Here is a 16,304-nt window from a genome sequence, read left to right on the forward strand (position 1 = left end):
GTGAAAGCAGTCTCTGCTACGGCGCGGTAGGGTGGTTCCTGCGCGGTCCGCCCCGTTCTGCCTCGGACCGCCTTCTCATGTCGATGCTCATGCGCCGCGACCGCTGATGGTTCGCGCCGGGCAGAACGACCACCACCATCTGTTGGTGAGCACCCCACGAAGACGAGCTCCGGCTCTGTCAGGAGTACTCCTGTGTCTGTTGACACCACCCCTCTGACCACCCCTGTGACCACCCCTGTGACCACCCCTGCCTCCACCGGCACCTCCACCTTCGACGCCCTCGGCGTGCCCGCTGCGCTGACGAAGGTGCTCGCCGCCTCCGGCATCACCGTGCCGACACCCATCCAGGCCGCCACCCTGCCGGACTCGATGGCGGGCCGTGACGTGCTGGGCCGCGGTCGCACCGGCTCCGGCAAGACCTACGCCTTCCTCCTGCCGATGTTGACCCGGCTGGCAGCGAGCGGCACGCAGCGCCGGCCGCAGCGCCCCCGCGCCCTCGTGCTGGCCCCGACCCGCGAGCTGGCCCTGCAGATCGACACCGCCCTGGCCCCGCTGGCCCGGCCCCTCGGGCTGACCAGCCAGACGGTCTTCGGCGGAGTCGGCCAGAACCCGCAGGTCACCGCGCTGCGCCGCGGCGTCGACGTCGTCGTGGCCTGCCCCGGACGCCTCGAGGACCTCATCGGGCAGGGACACGTCAACCTCGACAGCATCGAGGTCACCGTGCTCGATGAGGCCGACCACATGGCCGACCTCGGCTTCCTGCCCGGCGTGCGCCGCATCATGGAGCGGACGCCGAGCACCGGCCAGCGAATGCTGTTCTCCGCCACCCTCGACGCGGGCGTCAACGTGCTGGTGAAGCGTTTCCTCAGCAACCCGGTGACGCACGAGGCCGACTCGGCCCAGTCGCCGGTGGACACCATGGCCCACCACGTCTTCCACGTGCACAAGGACGACCGCCTGCCGGTGCTCCTCGACCTCACGGCCGCCCCGGGCCGCACCGTCGTCTTCACCCGCACCAAGCACGGCGCCAAGAAGCTGGCCAAGCAGCTGAACGCCTCGGGCGTGCCCGCCGTCGAGCTGCACGGCAACCTGAGCCAGGGCGCCCGGACGCGCAACCTCGACGCCTTCCACGGCGGGGCCGCGACCACGCTCGTCGCCACCGACATCGCCGCCCGCGGCATCCACGTCGACGACGTGGGCCTGGTGGTCCACGCGGACCCGCCCGTGGAGCACAAGGCGTACCTGCACCGCTCGGGCCGCACGGCCCGCGCCGGTGCCGCCGGCACCGTCGTGACGCTGATGACCGCCGACCAGGTGGCCGACGTGCGCGACCTGACCCGCAAGGCCGGGATCCGGCCGACCACGACGCGCCTGGACGCCTCCCACCCGCTGCTGCGAGAGGTCGCCCCCGGCCAGCGCACCTTCCCCGGCGGGCTCATCCTCGACGCCCAGGCCGGCCAGCCCGAGCGGGCCAAGCAGCCCCGGCAGGCGCGCGGGCCGAAGCAGGGCCAGCAGCCCAAGCAGGGCCAGCAGGGCGGATCGCGCCGGGCCGGCACGTCGGCTTCCGCCGGTCAGGACGTCGCCCGCAGCCGCGGTCGCTCCGGCCGTGGCCGCAACGGCGCTGCCACCGGCGGCGGCTCGTCCACGGCCTACAGCACCTCGACCCCGGGGTCCGGGCAGAAGTCCGGCGGCGGCCAGCGGCCCGGTGGCGCCCGCACCAGCAACGGGGCCGGCAACGGCACCGGTGGAGCGGCGGCCTTCTCGGCCCGCTCGCGTGCCGGGTCGCGCGGCGGCCGCTGACAACCCCGGCAGACGCGGCGCTGACCCGGACGAGCACGACCCCCGGCGCGAGTACAGTCCGACCCGTGCACGTGCTCATCGCGCCGGACTCCTTCACCGGCACCCTCACGGCGATGCAGGCCGCGGAGGCCATGGCCGAGGGCTGGCGGAGGTCGGCGCCGCAGGACCTGCTGACGCTCATGCCGCTCTCGGACGGTGGGCCCGGCTTCATCGACGTCCTCTCCAACGCCCTGCCCGAGGCGCGGACCGTGCTGACCACGGCCGCCGACCCGCTCGGACGCGAGGTGCCGGCCGCGCTGCTGCTGGTGGAGGCCGACGACGGCGTGCCCACGGCATACGTCGAGTCGGCGCAGGCCGCCGGCCTGCACCTGCTGGAGGCCGACGAGCGCAACCCGGCCGTCACCAGCACGTGGGGCGTCGGGCAGCTGCTCGACGCCGCGCTGCGCGAGGGCGCCGAACGCATCGTCGTGGGGCTGGGCGGCAGCGGCACCAACGACGGTGGGGCCGGCATGCTGGCCAGCCTCGGCGCGGGCAGCTCCAGCGCCCTCGCCCGCGGCGGGTTGGCCCTCGCCGACCTCCCTGACGGGGCGCTGCACGGCCTCGAGATGCTGCGCCAGCGGTTCTCCGGCATCGAGCTGCTCGCGGCCACCGACGTCGACTCGCCACTCCTGGGCCTCCAGGGCGCCTCCGCCGTCTACGCGCCGCAGAAGGGCGCCACGCCGCAGCTGGCCCAGGCGCTCGAGGCGGCCCTAGGCCGGTTCACCGAGGTGGTGCGCCGCACCCTGCCCGAGGGCCGCGACCTGCTGAGCGGGCAGCCCCGCCGGCTCGACAAGGAGCCCGGTGCCGGCGCCGCGGGCGGGCTCGGCTACGGGTTGCTGCTGCTCGGCGCCCGCCGCATCAGCGGCGTCGAGGAGGTGATCCGCGCGGTGGGACTCGCCGAGGTCGTGGCGGCCGCCGACCTCGTCGTCACCGGAGAGGGCACCTTCGACTGGCAGAGCCTGCAGGGGAAGGTCGTGGCCGGCGTGGCGCAGGCGGCGCTCGAGGCCGCGACGCCGGCGGTCGTCGTGGCCGGCCAGGTCATGGTGGGCCGCCGCGAGTCCATGACGCTGGGGCTGTCGGGCACGTATGCCGTGGCCGAGACGCCCGAGGAGGTGGAGGCGGCGGTGGCCGACCCGGTGGGGACGCTGGCCGACCGCGCCGCTCGGGTGGCGGCCACGTGGTCGCCTCGTCGGTGAGAAGACGTACGCTAGGGACGGCGGGGAACATTTCCCGCACCACGCGGGTTTGCACGCACGCAGATCCACGAATCGACGACATGAAGGACGCAACCCGATGAGTGTTCAGGACCAGACCCAGGTCGCCGCGGACGCCACGACCGAGGCTCCTGCCCACGGCGTCATCCTGACCGACGTCGCCGCCGCCAAGGTCAAGTCGCTCCTCGAGCAGGAGGGCCGTGACGACCTTCGCCTGCGCGTGGGCGTGCAGCCCGGTGGATGCTCCGGCCTGATCTACCAGCTCTACTTCGACGAGCGCACCCTCGACGGTGACCTCGTGCGCGACTTCGGTGGCGTCGAGGTCGTGGTCGACCGGATGAGCTCGCCGTACCTCGAGGGCGCGACGATCGACTTCGCCGACACCATCGAGAAGCAGGGCTTCACGATCGACAACCCGAACGCCGGCAGCTCCTGCGCCTGCGGCGACAGCTTCAGCTGACGACCGACGGGCCCGCAGGGCCGACGACGAAGGCCTCCCACCGCAGCAGCGGGGGAGGCCTTCGTCATGGGAGGCCGTGCTCGGCAGAGCAGGCACGCGTGCCTCAGCCGCCGTAGGCCTCCATGCCCTCGAGGAGGGAGGACGCGTCGTCGGGCACCTCGATGTCGTGGTGGACACCGGTCATCGGGTGCGGGGGCGACACGTCGAGCGGCACCTCGCCGGCGTCGATCCGCAGCTCGCTGAGGCTGCCGTTGTCGAGGCCCTCGCGGGGCGTGGGGAAGGCGTCGGGACGGTCGGCGGCGCTCTCGGGGGAGGTCATGGATCGACCGTAGGCAGGACCGCGGTCCCGACACGCCGGTACCACGAGGTAACACTCCCCGGTAACGACGGTTGCGGCGCCGAGTCAGCCTGCGGGCGACCGCGGCATCCGGCGGCTTTGGCGGTAGGTTGCCGGTGTGCGCGTCGCCATCACCGGATCCATTGCCACCGACCACCTGATGACCTTCAGGGGCCGCTTCGCGGACTCCCTGGTGGTCGAGCAGCTCGACAAGGTCTCGCTGTCCTTCCTGGCCGACGACCTGCAGGTCCGGCGCGGGGGAGTCGCCGCCAACATCGCGTTCGGCATGGCCAACCTGGGGCAGCGGCCGGTGCTCGTCGGCGCCGTCGGTGAGGACTTCGCCGACTACCGCAGCTGGCTCGAGCGCCACGGCGTCGACTGCGAGTCGGTGCACGTGTCCGAGTCGCAGCACACAGCACGGTTCGTCTGCACCACCGACGACGACATGGCCCAGATCGCGACCTTCTACGCGGGCGCCATGTCGGAGGCCCGGCAGATCGAGCTGCAGCCGGTGGCCAACCGGGTCGGCGGCCTCGACCTCGTCGTCATCGGCGCCAACGACCCCGAGGCGATGCTGCGCCACACCCAGGAGTGCCGCACCCGCGGGATCCCGTTCGCGGCGGACCCCTCCCAGCAGCTCGCCTTCGCCGACGGCGAGACCATCCGCCAGCTCATCGACGGTGCCGACTACCTGCTCACCAACGAGTACGAGGCGGCGCTGACCTCGCAGAAGACCGGTTGGTCGCCCGAGGACATCGCCGAGCGGGTGACGACCCGGGTCATCACGCGGGGCAAGGACGGCGTGGTCATCGCCACCCGGGGCGAGGAGCCGGTCGAGGTCAAGGCCGCCCGTGAGGTCCGTCGCCTCGACCCGACCGGGGTCGGTGACGCCTTCCGGGCGGGGTTCCTGACCGGCCTCGCGGCGGAGCTGAGCCACCAGCACGCCGCCGAGCTCGGGTCGATGCTCGCGACCTACGTGCTCGAGACGGTCGGCACGCAGGAGTACACCCTCGGCAAGGCGCGCTTCCTGCGGCGGCTGGCCGACGCCTACGGCCAGGACTCGGCCGACGCGATCGAGCCCCACATCACCTGCCTCGCACCGTAGGCGGCTGACGGTGCCCTGGCCGCCACAGGAACCCGCCCCGAGCCCCTGGGACTTCGACCTCAGCGAGGTCGACCCGGGGGAGGACCTCGTGGGAGTCGGGGGCGACCTCGCGCCCGGGACGCTGCTCGCGGCATACCGCAGCGGTGTCTTCCCCATGGGCCTCGGCGAGGACGGTACCCGTCCCATGGGCTGGTGGTCGCCGGACCCGCGCGGCGTGCTGCTGCCGGGACGCATCTCGGTGAGCCGGTCGCTGCGCAAGTCGTGCCGCCGCTTCGAGTTCCGCGTCGACCACGCCTTCGACGAGGTCGTGGAGCGCTGCGCCGACCCCCACCGGGAGGGGCGCTGGATCACCAACGAGGTCCGCCTGGCCTACGGCACCCTGCACCGGATGGGCTGGGCGCACAGCGTCGAGACGTGGCAGAACGACGAGCTCGTCGGGGGCCTCTACGGCGTGGCGGTCGGCGGCCTGTTCGCGGGGGAGTCGATGTTCCACTCGGTCACCGACGCCTCGAAGGCGGCGCTGGTGGCGCTGACCGGCTTCTTCTTCGCCGACGGGCACCCCGACCGGTTCATCGACGTCCAGTGGGCCACAGACCACCTGCGCACCCTGGGCATCGAGGAGATGCCCCGCGAGGAGTACCTGCGCCGCCTCGACCGGGCCCTCACGGTGCCCCAGGTGCGCATCGGCGCCAACGAGGGCGACTAGCCGACACTAGCCTCCGAGGCGCACCCGGTATGCCGTGTGGGCACCGTCGGTGCCCTGGTCCAGCTCCGTGGTGGCCACCAGCTCGTGGCCCCGCATGCGGCACCAGGCGGGCACGTCGGCCCGGGCCGCCGGGTCGGTCGCCCAGACCTCGACGAGCGCCCCCGCGGGCAGGTCCTTGGCCGCCTGGGCGAGCCGGATCACCGGCAGGGGGCAGCGCAGGCCGCGGGCGTCGACGACGGGCGGCTCGGGCTGGTCGGGCGGCTCGGTCGGCTCTGGTGACTCGGGGCTCACAGGTGCTCGGCCCCCAGCTGGGCCCGCACCGTCGAGACGACCTCGGGGAGGGCGGCGCAGAACCGCTCGACGTGCTGCGCGCGCCCGGGCGAGACCGCGGCGAGGGGCAGGGTGATGCGCACGTTGCCGTGGGTGAGCACGCCCATCGCGGCCAGCACGTGGCTGGGCTCCAGGGTGCTCGCGGTGCACGCCGACCCCGACGCGATGGCGAACCCGCGCCGGTCGAACTCGTGCACGAGCGCCTCACCGTCGACGTAGAGCGCGCTGAAGGTCACCACGTGCGGGAGCCGGAGTTGGGGGTCGCCCACCACCTCCACGTCGGGCACGCCCGCCGCGGCGGAGCGGATGGCGTCGACCAGGGCGCGCGCCTGGGATGCCTCCGCCTCGAAGGTGGCCTGCGTCTGCTGCCACGCCTCCGCCGCGGCCAGCGCGAGCGGCACCCAGGGCACGTGCCCGCTGCGGCCGTAACCGGGCTCGCCCGCCGGGCCCGGCAGCGACCACCGGGTGCGCTCGGGCACGGCCAGCACGCCGAGGCCGCCGGGGCCGCCCCACGACTGGGCGTCACCGGCCAGGACGTCGTAGTCGGTGGGGGAGGCCGTGCGGCCGAGAGACGCCTGCGCGTCGACCACCAGGGGCACCCCCGCGGCCCGGCACGCCTCGTGGACGGCACCCAGTGGCTGGAGCGTGCCGACCTCGCCGTTGGCGTGCTGCACGGCGGCGACCACGGTGCCCGGCTCGCTCAGGGCCGCGCCGAACGCGTCGAGGTCGACCCGCCCGGCGTGGTCCACCGGCACCTCCGCCAGCAGGTCGTCGTCGCCGGCCGCGGCGGCTCGGTACCGCCCGGGCGCCAGCACGGCGGAGTGCTCGACGGCCGAGGCGACCAGGCGCCCGCCCCGGCGACGACCGCTGTGCAGGGCTCCGTCCACGGCGAGGCTGACGGCGGCGGGCCCCGAGGGGGCGAACGACACCTCGGAGGGGCGGGCGGCCAGCCCTGCGGCGATCACCTCGGTGGCCTGGTCGAGCAGGCGACGGGCGGCGCGACCCTCGGCGTACAGGCGCCGGGGATCGGCCCAGCCTGCGTCCAGCGCAGCGAGCAGCGTCTCCCTCGCGACGGGGTGCAGAGGGGTGCTCGCGGCGTCGAGAACGGCCCGTTCGCCCATGGTGTTCGCCACGCCTCGACGTTAGTCCCACCCTGACCCGACACCCGGCCGGGGCTGGAGTAGGGTTTGCCCGTGCTTGGTCTCTCCCCAGAAGAAGGTGCACCGTTGCGTCCGCACGACGACTCTGTGCCGCGTCCGCGAGGGCGGCGCGCCCGGTTCACGGCGGCCATCGCCGGTCTCTCCGCACTCGCCCTGAGCGGCTGCGCCGGTCAGGCGAGCGACGGCTTCCTGCCGCGTGGTGCCACCCAGGGAGCCGAGCGGGTGACCAACCTCTGGGTCGGCTCCTGGATCGCCGCCCTGGCGGTCGGTGTCCTCGTGTGGGGCCTGATCATCTGGTGCGCCGTGGCCTACCGGCGCCGGCGCGACGACGACGGCTCCCTGCCGGTCCAGCTGCGCTACAACGTGCCGGTCGAGATCCTCTACACGGTCGTCCCGGTGCTGATGGTCGCGGTGTTCTTCTACTACACGCAGCGTGACGAGTCGGCCCTGCTCGACACCTCCAAGAAGCCCGACGTCGTGGTCAACGTCATCGGCAAGCAGTGGAGCTGGGACTTCAACTACGTGAACGAGCAGGTCTACGAGGCCGGCACGCACGCCCAGCTCACGGGCAAGCCGGGTGTCGAGGAGACCCTGCCGACCATGTACCTGCCGGTGAACAAGCGGACCGAGTTCGTGCTCACCTCCCGCGACGTCATCCACTCCTTCTGGGTGCCGGCCTTCCTGCAGAAGCTCGACATGATCCCCGGCAAGGTCAACCGGTTCCAGGTCGTCCCGACCGAGACCGGCACCTTCCAGGGCAAGTGCGCCGAGCTCTGCGGCTCCTACCACTCGCAGATGCTGTTCAACGTCAAGGTCGTTGACCAGGCGCAGTACGAGCAGCACATCTCCGAGCTGAAGGCCCGTGGCAACACCGGCCAGCTCGACAACGGACTCAACCGTTCCGGAATCATGCCGCAGGACGCGGACAAGCTGAAGGAAGCAGGAATCAAGCAATGAGTGCGGCCAGCGAGTCGACCTACCTGCGGACGACCGAGACCGTCAGCCGCCGCCGCGTCGCCCCCGGGGCGACCGTGGTGAAGTGGCTGACGACGACGGACCACAAGGTCATCGGCAACCTCTACTTCATCACCTCCTTCATCTGGTTCATGCTCGGTGGGATCATGGCGCTGATCATCCGCGCCGAGCTCTTCAGCCCCGGGCTGCAGGTGGTGGACAACCCCGAGCAGTTCAACCAGCTGTTCACCATGCACGGCACGATCATGCTGCTGCTGTTCGCGACGCCGCTCTTCGCCGGCTTCGCGAACGCCCTCATGCCGATCCAGATCGGCGCCCCCGACGTCGCGTTCCCGCGCCTGAACATGTTCGCCTACTGGCTGTACCTGTTCGGCGGCATCATCGCCGGCGCCGGCTTCCTGACCCCGTCGGGTGCCGCCTCGTTCGGCTGGTTCGCCTACGCGCCGCTGTCCGACGCCACCTACAGCCCCGGCCTCGGCGGCGACCTGTGGGTCTTCGGCCTCGCGCTCGGTGGTTTCGGCACGATCCTCGGCGCGGTCAACTTCATCACCACGATCATCTGCATGCGCGCGCCCGGCATGACCATGTTCCGGATGCCGATCTTCACCTGGAACATCCTGGTGACCTCGATCCTCGTGCTGATGGCCTTCCCGGTGCTGGCCGCCGCGCTGCTGGCGCTGGGCGCTGACCGCAAGTTCGGGGCGCACGTGTTCGACCCGAGCAACGGCGGGCCGATGCTGTGGCAGCACCTGTTCTGGTTCTTCGGCCACCCGGAGGTCTACATCATCGCGCTGCCGTTCTTCGGCATCGTGACCGAGATCCTCCCGGTGTTCTCGCGCAAGCCGATCTTCGGCTACAAGACCCTCGTCTTCGCGACCATCTCCATCGCGGCCCTCTCCGTGACGGTCTGGGCGCACCACATGTACGCGACAGGACAAGTGCTCCTGCCCTTCTTCGCGGTGATGACGATGCTCATCGCCGTGCCGACCGGCGTGAAGTTCTTCAACTGGATCGGCACCATGTGGGGCGGCAAGGTGACCTTCGAGACGCCGATGCTCTGGACGCTCGGCTTCCTCGTCACCTTCCTCTTCGGCGGCCTGACGGGCATCATCCTGTCCAGCCCGGCCCTGGACTTCCACCTCTCCGACACCTACTTCGTCGTGGCGCACTTCCACTACGTGGTGTTCGGCACCGTGGTGTTCGCGATGTTCGCCGGCTTCTACTTCTGGTGGCCGAAGTTCACCGGGCGCATGCTCGACGAGAAGCTGGGCAAGATCCACTTCTGGATGCTGTTCATCGGCTTCCACACCACCTTCCTCATCCAGCACGTCCTGGGTGTCGACGGTATGCCGCGTCGCTACGCCGACTACCTGCCGGAGGACGGCTTCACCTGGGAGAACCGCGTGTCCAGCGCCGGTGCCTTCCTCCTCGCCGCCTCGACCCTGCCGTTCCTCTACAACGTGTGGAAGACCTGGCGGACCGCTCCGCTGGTCGAGACCAACGACCCGTGGGGCTACGGCGCCTCGCTCGAGTGGGCCACCAGCTGCCCGCCGCCGCGGCACAACTTCGACACGATCCCGCGGATCCGCTCGGAGCGTCCCGCCTTCGACCTGCACCACCCCGAGGGTGCGCCGATCAGCGGTCCGCAGCCGGACGCCGACACCCTGGCCAAGGTCCTCGGGCCGGCTGACCTGGGCGAGAAGGGCACCGCAGACGACAGGGGCGGCATCGTCGACCCGGGCAAGGAGCGCTGACCAGTGAAGGTCGAGTACAAGCTGTTCATGATCGTCGGGGCGTTCTTCGTCCCCGTCGGGGTCATCTACGGCATCGTCACGGACTGGGCCGAGCCGGTCGGTCCGGTGGCCCTCCTGCTCGCGGCCGGCCTCGGCGGGATGATCGCGTTCTACCTCTGGGCCACGGCGCGCAAGCTGCCGGCTCGCCCCGAGGACGACCCGGCCGCCCACATCTCGGAGGCCGAGGGTGAGTACGGCTTCTTCAGCCCGCACAGCTGGTGGCCGCTGCCGCTCGCTGCCGCTGCCTCGCTCTGCTTCCTGGGCCTGGCGGTCGGATGGTGGCTGTTCATCATCGGCGCGGTGTTCGGCGCCGTGGCGCTGATCGGCTGGACCTTCGAGTACTTCACGGGCGACAGCGCGGTCTGAGGAGCGTGCTGCCGCCACCAACGGCACGGACGCCCCGTCGGTCACCGGACCGGCGGGGCGTCGTCGTCCCCCGAGCCGCGGTGGACACGCGTTTAGGGCGCTGACCCGTGCGCGGTTACACTCGAGTGGCGCCGAACCCGGGGAGCGGTCACGGCGCAGGCCGGGGACAGTTCAGGTTGCGAGCCGGTCACGATGACCGACCAGCTTCAACCGCCCGCGCTCTACCGGCGTCTGGTGGGGTGACCGGGGCGCGACGAGCCACGGTCCCGGCTCGACCGACGTCAGGAGCAAGAGTGTTCACGAGGGGCAGGAGCCGCGCCGCGGCAGCGGTTGCGTTGATGGGTGCCGTGCTGGCGGCTGCCGGCTGCAACCCGGGAGCGGGCGCCACGGCCGCAGGCACCTCCTCGTCGACCGCCGACCACCAGGCGGCCGAGAGCGCCACTCCTTCGCCGTCCAGCACCCCGGCCGAGGTCGCCATCGCGCCCGCGAACGCCGCCTCGGGGGTGCTGCCGTCGCAGAAGGTCACCGTGAGCGCGAAGAGCGGCACGCTCACCTCCGTGACCGTCAAGGACGCCGAGGGCGCCACGGTCACCGGCACGAAGAACGGCGACACCGGGTGGGCCTCCAAGCAGCTGCTCAGGCCCGACACGGCATACACGGTCTCGGTGGAGGCGAAGGGCCCGGACGGGTCGCCGACCACGGTGACCTCCGCGTTCCGCACCCTCAAGCCGAAGGTCACCGCGACCTACGGCATCCTCAACGCCGGCATGACGGTGGGCGTCGGTATGCCGGTGAGCATCCAGTTCGACTCCGCCGTCGCGACCAAGCAGATGCGCGCCGAGGTCGAGAAGCGTGTGTCGGTGAAGACCGTGCCCCAGACCAAGGGCGCGTGGGGCTGGCTGGACAACCGCCAGCTGATGTGGAGGCCGGCCGAGTACTGGCGGCCCGGCACCAAGGTCAGCGTCAACGCACCGCTCACCGGTGTGCAGACCGGCCCCGACAAGTGGGTGGCCAACGACGACCAGGCCTCCTTCACCATCGGCTCGTCGATGATCAGCACCGTCGACATGAAGGCGCACACGATGACCGTGCGGCGCGGCGGCCAGGTGATCAAGGTGATCCCCGTGAGCACCGGCAAGCCCGGCCCGCTCACCGAGACGCGGTACGGCACCAAGGTGATCATCCGCAAGGAAGGGGAGGTCACCATGGACTCCTCGACGGTCGGCATCCCCAAGGGCGACCCGAACTACTACAAGATCAAGACCAAGTGGAACCTGCGGGTGACCTGGACGGGGGAGTACCTCCACTCGGCGCCCTGGTCGGTCGGCTCCCAGGGCTCGGCCAACGTCTCGCACGGCTGCGTCAACATGGCGCCGGCGAACGCCAAGTGGATGTTCGACAACTCCAAGGTGGGTGACGTCGTGAACTTCACCGGGTCGACGCGCCGCTTCAAGCCGGACGAGGGCATCGGCGTCTGGATGTACGACTTCGCCGGCTGGAAGGCTCAGAGCGCCCTGTCCTGAGGGCTCTCGGAGCGCCCCGGCACCGAGCCTCTAGGCCCAGCCGAGCTCGTGGAGCCGGTGGTCGTCGATGCCGAAGTGGTGGGCGATCTCGTGGACGACGGTGATGGCGATCTCGTCGAGCAGCTCGTCCCGGTCGGCGCACATCCGCAGCAGGGGGCCCCGGTAGATCGTGATGCGGTCGGGGAGCGCGCCCATGGCCCAGGCGTCCCCGCGCTCGGTGAGGGGCACGCCCTCGTAGATGCCGAGCAGGTCGGGGTCACCGGGCGCAGGCTCGTCCTCGACGAAGAACACCACGTTGTCCAACAGCGACATGAGCTCCGCCGGCACGGCGTCGAGGGCGTCGCCGACGGCGTCCTCGAACTCCTGCCGGCTCATCTCGTGCACGGGCCCAGCCTGCCATGATGGCCGCGTGCGCATCACCGTCAGGGTCAGGCCCGGGTCGTCCCGCACGGCGGTGGGCGGCCGCTACGGCGACGCGGGTGACGCCTCTGCGGCCCTCGTGGTGGCCGTGACGCAGCGGGCGGTCGACGGCGCCGCCACGGCCGCCGTCCTGGCGGCGGTGGCGCGGGCGTTCGGCGCCAGGACGCGCGACGTGCACCTGGTGACGGGGGAGCGCAGCCGCACCAAGGTGCTCGAGCTCGACCCGGTCCCGCCGGGAGCACCCCAGCGGCTTGCCGACCTGCTCGAGGCGGCCGCGCGCGGATGACAGAAGTGCCGCACCCCGACGGGGTGCGGCACTTCTGTTGCGGAGGACCTGGCGGGTCAGTGACCCGGGCGCTGCTCCGTGGTGTCCGGGTTCTCGCCGGCCGGGGCCGAGCCGACCTCGACGAGCGGCGCGCCACCGGGCTCCTGGTGCTCGATCGCCTCGACGTGATGGCCGTCGTGGTGGGCGGCCTCCAGCTCGGCGGGGGTCACCGGCTCGACCCGGTCGTTGAAGTAGAACCGCGACAGCTTGGCGCGCAGGCGCTGGCTGCGGGCGTTGGGAGCGGCCACACCGTTCTCGTCGACACCGGACTCGAGCTCGAGCGGGCGGTGCTGCTCGTGCTGCACCAGGTGCCAACGGGTGTACGGGTCGAGCGGCTCGTGCTGCTCGTAGAAACGGCCCTCGGCGGTGCGGACGATGCGTCCGGTCTCGCGGCCGTGGAGCACCAGGTCGCGGTCACGACGCTGCAGGCTCAGGCAGATCCGCTTGGTGACCCAGAAGACCACCGGCGGGGCCACGAAGAAGAGCAGGCGCAGCATGTTGGTGATGTCGTTGATCGACAGGTGGAGCTTGATCGCCATGATGTCGTTGCCGGCCGCGAACATCAGCACGCAGTAGGACGCGATGCCCGCCATGCCGATGCCGGTGCGCGTCGGGTTGTTGCGCGGACGGTCCAGCAGGTGGTGCTCGCGCTTGTCACCGGTCACCCACTCCTCGAGGAACGGGTAGAGCGTGATCAGGCCGTACATGATGGGGATCAGCAGGATGGCGCCGATCATGACGTTGAAGCTGAACGTGAACCCGAAGGCCGTGAACTCCAGGAAGCCCGGGAGCAGACGGAGGGCACCGTCGGCGAAGCCCATGTACCAGTCAGGCTGGGAACCGGCGGTCACCGGCGACGGGTCGTAGGGGCCGTACGCCCAGATCGGGTTGATCGTCACCAGGGCGGACATCAGGGCGACCACACCGAAGACGATGAAGAAGAACCCACCGGCCTTCGCGGCATACACCGGCATCACCGGGAAGCCGACGACGTTGTCGTTGGTACGGCCGGGCCCGGGGTACTGGGTGTGCTTCTGCACGGCGACCAGCACGATGTGCGCGGTGAAGAGGCCGACGAGGATCGCCGGGAGCAGCAGCACGTGCACGGCATACAGGCGGGGGATGATCGACTCGCCGGGGAAGGGCCCGTTGAAGACGAAGTAGGACAGGTAGCTGCCCACCACCGGGACCGAGCGCATGAAGCCCTCAGCGGCCCGCAGGCCGGTGCCCGACAGCAGGTCGTCCGGAAGCGAGTAACCGGCGAAGCCCTCGACCAGCGCGAGCATCGACAGCTGGGCGCCGAGCACCCAGTTGAGCTCACGCGGCTTGCGGAACGCGCCCGTGAAGAACACGCGCATCATGTGCACGTTGATCGCCACGATGAACAGCAGCGCCGCCCAGTGGTGGATCTGCCGGATGATCAGGCCGCCACGGATGTCGAACGAGATGTCCAGGGTGGAGCGGTAGGCCTCGGACATGGTGACGCCCTTGAGCGGCAGGTAGGAGCCGTCGTAGACGACCTGCCCGGCGCTGGGGACGAACCAGAAGGTGAGGAAGGCGCCGGTGACGAGGCAGATGATCATCGAGTACATCGCCACCTCCCCGAGCATGAACGACCAGTGGTCGGGGAAGACCTTCTTCATGAGGTAACCGACGCCCTTGGCTGCGCCGGTGCGGTCGTCGACCCAGCCGGCGACGCCGCCGACCTTCCTCAGGCCTCCGCCGACGGGGGCCTCGTGCTCAGGGTCGTTGGCGCGCAGGCGCTCTGCGCCCGATGCGTTGTGTGCGGCGGTGCTCATCCACGCTCCCAGAAGCTCGGGCCAACAGCCTCGCGGAACGGGGCGTCGGCCACCAGGTAACCCTCGGCGTCAACAGTGATCTTCAGCTGCGGCAGCGGTCGCTTCGCCGGGCCGAAGATGACCTTGCAGTCCTGCGTCACGTCGAAGGTGGACTGGTGACACGGGCACAGCAGGTGGTGGGTCTGCTGCTCGTACAGGCCGACGGGGCAGCCGACGTGCGTGCAGATCTTGGAGTAGGCGACGATGCCCTCGTGGCCCCAGTCGCGCTCCTTGGCGACCTTGATGGCCTCGGGCTCGAGCCGCATGAGGAGAACGGCGGCCTTGGCCTTGTCCTCGAGCACGTGCGTGGAGTCCTTGATGGACTCGGGGAGCACGTGGAACACCGAGCCGATGGTGACGTCGGTGGCCCTGATGGGGGTGTGCTCGGGGTCGCGCACGAGGCGGTCGCCCTTCTTCCACATGGTCTTGGACAGCCCGTCCTTGGGCAGCGGGCCGAGGCTGCCGACCACCTGGAGCACGACGGGTAGGGCGAAGAGGCCGAGCGCGCCGCCGAGGCTGTACTTGATCAGCGGGCGACGGGCGAGCTGCGCCTCGGTGCCGCCGGTCATCATGGTCTTGACGAAACCGCTGCGCGCCTCGTCGGAGGACCGCAGCGGGTGGCGCTCCTCGACGACCTCCTCGTCGGGCATGAGGGTCTTGGCCCAGTGGACCGCCCCGACGCCGATGCCGAGCAGGCCGAAGGCGAGCGAGACGCCGAGGACCACGTTGGACAGGTTCGCGTCACCGATGCCCGGGATGTACGCCGAGGCGTCCATCGGGATGGCGAAGTACGCGACGATGAAGACGAGCGTGCCGAGGATCGACAGCCCGAACAGCGCGGCGACCTGCTTCTCGGCCCGCTTGGCCGCGGCCTCGTCGAGGTCGGCGGCGCGGTGGATGTGCGGCGGGAAACCGGGGTCCTCGAAGCGCTCGGGCAGGCCGCCCGTGCCCTGGACGTGCCCCTGGTCGAGCCGGACCGCGGAGCTGCCGTAGCCCTCGGTGCCCGGCTGCACCTGGCCGCCGTGCTCAGTGCCGTGTTCGTTCATTGCTGTGGTCGATCCTGTCGGTTCGCAGTGGTCGAGTGCTGTGGGTGTCAGGCTGACTTCTGGCCGAGCCAGACAGCGAAGCCGATCATGATGCCGAGGCCGAACACCCAGATGAACAGGCCTTCGGAGACCGGGCCGAGGCGGCCGAGCGCCATGCCGCCCACGTTCTGCTGCTTGTCCACCGAGTGGAGGAAGGCGACGATGTCGCGCTTGCTCTCCGGGGTGATGTTGTTGTCGTTGAACACGGGCATCGACTGCGGGCCCGTGAGCATCGCCTCGTAGATGTGCTTGCCCGACACGTTGTGCAGCGAGGGGGCGTACTTGCCTCGGGTGAGGGCACCGCCGGCGCCGGAGGCGTTGTGGCACATGGCGCAGTTGACGCGGAAGAGCTCGCCGCCCTTGGCGGGGTCACCCTTCGAGCCGTCGGTGAACTCCTGGTCCGGGACGGCCGGGCCGGGGGCCAGCGAGGCGACGTAGGCGCCCATCGCGGCGATCTCCTCCTCGCTGAAGACGACCTTCTCCTTGCGCGGGGCCTGCACGTCCGGGCGGGTCATCGGCATGCGGCCGGTGCCGACCTGGAAGTCGACGGAGGCCGCGCCCACACCGGCCAGGCTGGGCCCGTCCTTGGAGCCCTCCGCCTGCAGACCGTGGCAGGTCGAGCAGTTGGCCTGGAAGAGCTTCTTGCCCTGCTGGACCTGGTCGGCGCTCACGGTGGAGGCCTGGGCCGGCTTCGGCGCCAGGGCGGCATACGCCGCACCGGTCACCAGCAGGCCCACCAGGATGAGGAGGGCGATGGCGGCCGGGTGCCGTCGGCGGGCGGCCAGTGCGTTCACAGTGCGCTCCTGTGCGTGTGCGGTCGTCGAGTAG

Annotated in this window: 17 protein-coding genes; 10 read left to right on the top strand and 7 right to left on the bottom strand. The window is 71.0% G+C overall.

The window, feature by feature from the left end:
* Positions 1-237: 237 nt before the first annotated feature.
* The 3 genes from BMW78_RS03820 to BMW78_RS03830 all read left to right on the top strand — a co-directional run bounded on the left by BMW78_RS03820 (position 238) and on the right by BMW78_RS03830 (position 3,513).
* Positions 238-1,800, top strand: a complete 1,563-nt coding sequence (locus BMW78_RS03820) for a DEAD/DEAH box helicase (RefSeq protein WP_218144243.1) — start codon at positions 238-240, stop codon at positions 1,798-1,800.
* A 65-nt stretch (positions 1,801-1,865) separates the two neighbouring features.
* Positions 1,866-3,035, top strand: a complete 1,170-nt coding sequence (locus BMW78_RS03825) for a glycerate kinase family protein (RefSeq protein WP_091756646.1) — start codon at positions 1,866-1,868, stop codon at positions 3,033-3,035.
* Between the two features lie 97 nt (positions 3,036-3,132).
* A complete protein-coding gene (locus BMW78_RS03830; RefSeq protein WP_091756648.1) occupies positions 3,133-3,513 on the top strand; it encodes a HesB/IscA family protein in 381 nt (126 codons plus the stop codon).
* A 103-nt stretch (positions 3,514-3,616) separates the two neighbouring features.
* On the opposite strand, the gene BMW78_RS03835 is transcribed toward BMW78_RS03830, so the two are convergent.
* Positions 3,617-3,832: a hypothetical protein gene (locus BMW78_RS03835; protein WP_091756650.1), complete on the bottom strand. Its 216-nt coding sequence runs from the start codon at positions 3,830-3,832 to the stop codon at positions 3,617-3,619.
* 136 nt (positions 3,833-3,968) lie between these two features.
* Between BMW78_RS03835 and BMW78_RS03840 the strand changes: the two genes are divergently transcribed.
* Positions 3,969-4,955, top strand: a complete 987-nt coding sequence (locus BMW78_RS03840; protein WP_091756652.1) for a carbohydrate kinase family protein — start codon at positions 3,969-3,971, stop codon at positions 4,953-4,955.
* Between the two features lie 10 nt (positions 4,956-4,965).
* Positions 4,966-5,661, top strand: a complete 696-nt coding sequence (aat, locus tag BMW78_RS03845; RefSeq protein ID WP_425439039.1) for a leucyl/phenylalanyl-tRNA--protein transferase — start codon at positions 4,966-4,968, stop codon at positions 5,659-5,661.
* Positions 5,662-5,667: 6 nt separating this feature from the next.
* Here aat and BMW78_RS03850 read toward each other — a convergent pair whose 3' ends face one another.
* Positions 5,668-5,952, bottom strand: a complete 285-nt coding sequence (locus BMW78_RS03850; RefSeq protein ID WP_091756655.1) for a sulfurtransferase TusA family protein — start codon at positions 5,950-5,952, stop codon at positions 5,668-5,670.
* Positions 5,949-7,124, bottom strand: coding sequence for a cysteine desulfurase family protein (locus BMW78_RS03855; protein ID WP_245735645.1), 1,176 nt, complete (start codon positions 7,122-7,124; stop codon positions 5,949-5,951). The genes BMW78_RS03850 and BMW78_RS03855 overlap by 4 nt, the downstream gene beginning before the upstream one ends.
* A gap of 114 nt (positions 7,125-7,238) precedes the next feature.
* Here BMW78_RS03855 and ctaC point away from each other — a divergent pair, with 114 nt between their 5' ends.
* From ctaC to BMW78_RS03875, 4 genes are all read left to right on the top strand, one after another.
* Positions 7,239-8,108: an aa3-type cytochrome oxidase subunit II gene (gene ctaC / locus BMW78_RS03860; protein ID WP_245735646.1), complete on the top strand. Its 870-nt coding sequence runs from the start codon at positions 7,239-7,241 to the stop codon at positions 8,106-8,108.
* Positions 8,105-9,880: an aa3-type cytochrome oxidase subunit I gene (gene ctaD, locus BMW78_RS03865; RefSeq protein ID WP_091756659.1), complete on the top strand. Its 1,776-nt coding sequence runs from the start codon at positions 8,105-8,107 to the stop codon at positions 9,878-9,880. Before ctaC ends, ctaD begins: the two co-directional genes overlap by 4 nt.
* Before the next feature lie 3 nt (positions 9,881-9,883).
* A complete protein-coding gene (locus tag BMW78_RS03870) occupies positions 9,884-10,285 on the top strand; it encodes a cytochrome c oxidase subunit 4 (protein ID WP_091756661.1) in 402 nt (133 codons plus the stop codon).
* Positions 10,286-10,623: 338 nt separating this feature from the next.
* Positions 10,624-11,808, top strand: coding sequence for a L,D-transpeptidase (locus tag BMW78_RS03875; protein WP_091756663.1), 1,185 nt, complete (start codon positions 10,624-10,626; stop codon positions 11,806-11,808).
* 30 nt (positions 11,809-11,838) lie between these two features.
* On the opposite strand, the gene BMW78_RS03880 is transcribed toward BMW78_RS03875, so the two are convergent.
* Entirely contained in the window at positions 11,839-12,183 is a 345-nt protein-coding gene (locus tag BMW78_RS03880; RefSeq protein ID WP_177180259.1) for a metallopeptidase family protein, read from the bottom strand.
* A 34-nt stretch (positions 12,184-12,217) separates the two neighbouring features.
* On the opposite strand from BMW78_RS03880, the gene BMW78_RS03885 reads away from it, so the two are divergent.
* Positions 12,218-12,514 (top strand): DUF167 domain-containing protein, encoded by a 297-nt coding sequence (locus BMW78_RS03885; RefSeq protein WP_091756667.1) that lies wholly within the window; start codon positions 12,218-12,220, stop codon positions 12,512-12,514.
* Positions 12,515-12,570: 56 nt separating this feature from the next.
* Here the strand turns inward: BMW78_RS03885 and qcrB are convergent, their stop codons facing one another.
* Genes qcrB through qcrC form a run of 3 tightly spaced genes read right to left on the bottom strand, consistent with a single transcriptional unit; the run spans position 12,571 to position 16,270 of the window.
* A complete protein-coding gene (gene qcrB, locus BMW78_RS03890) occupies positions 12,571-14,352 on the bottom strand; it encodes a cytochrome bc1 complex cytochrome b subunit (RefSeq protein WP_091756669.1) in 1,782 nt (593 codons plus the stop codon).
* Entirely contained in the window at positions 14,349-15,437 is a 1,089-nt protein-coding gene (gene qcrA / locus BMW78_RS03895) for a cytochrome bc1 complex Rieske iron-sulfur subunit (protein WP_091756671.1), read from the bottom strand. The genes qcrB and qcrA overlap by 4 nt, the downstream gene beginning before the upstream one ends.
* 47 nt (positions 15,438-15,484) lie before the next feature.
* Positions 15,485-16,270: a cytochrome bc1 complex diheme cytochrome c subunit gene (gene qcrC / locus BMW78_RS03900; protein WP_091756673.1), complete on the bottom strand. Its 786-nt coding sequence runs from the start codon at positions 16,268-16,270 to the stop codon at positions 15,485-15,487.
* Positions 16,271-16,304: the final 34 nt, after the last annotated feature.

The sequence above is a fragment of the Pedococcus cremeus genome (assembly GCF_900111375.1).
Taxonomy (GTDB): Bacteria; Actinomycetota; Actinomycetes; order Actinomycetales; family Dermatophilaceae; genus Pedococcus_A; species Pedococcus_A cremeus.

Bases quoted from the DNA above. Each gene is read 5' to 3' on its own strand.
- BMW78_RS03830 (WP_091756648.1), top strand. From the start codon at position 3,133: ATGAGTGTTCAGGACCAGACCCAGGTCGCCGCGGACGCCACGACCGAG.
- BMW78_RS03835 (WP_091756650.1), bottom strand. From the start codon at position 3,832: ATGACCTCCCCCGAGAGCGCCGCCGACCGTCCCGACGCCTTCCCCACG.
- ctaD (WP_091756659.1), top strand. From the start codon at position 8,105: ATGAGTGCGGCCAGCGAGTCGACCTACCTGCGGACGACCGAGACCGTC.
- BMW78_RS03875 (WP_091756663.1), top strand. From the start codon at position 10,624: ATGGGTGCCGTGCTGGCGGCTGCCGGCTGCAACCCGGGAGCGGGCGCC.
- BMW78_RS03880 (WP_177180259.1), bottom strand. From the start codon at position 12,183: ATGAGCCGGCAGGAGTTCGAGGACGCCGTCGGCGACGCCCTCGACGCC.
- qcrB (WP_091756669.1), bottom strand. From the start codon at position 14,352: ATGAGCACCGCCGCACACAACGCATCGGGCGCAGAGCGCCTGCGCGCC.
- qcrA (WP_091756671.1), bottom strand. From the start codon at position 15,437: ATGAACGAACACGGCACTGAGCACGGCGGCCAGGTGCAGCCGGGCACC.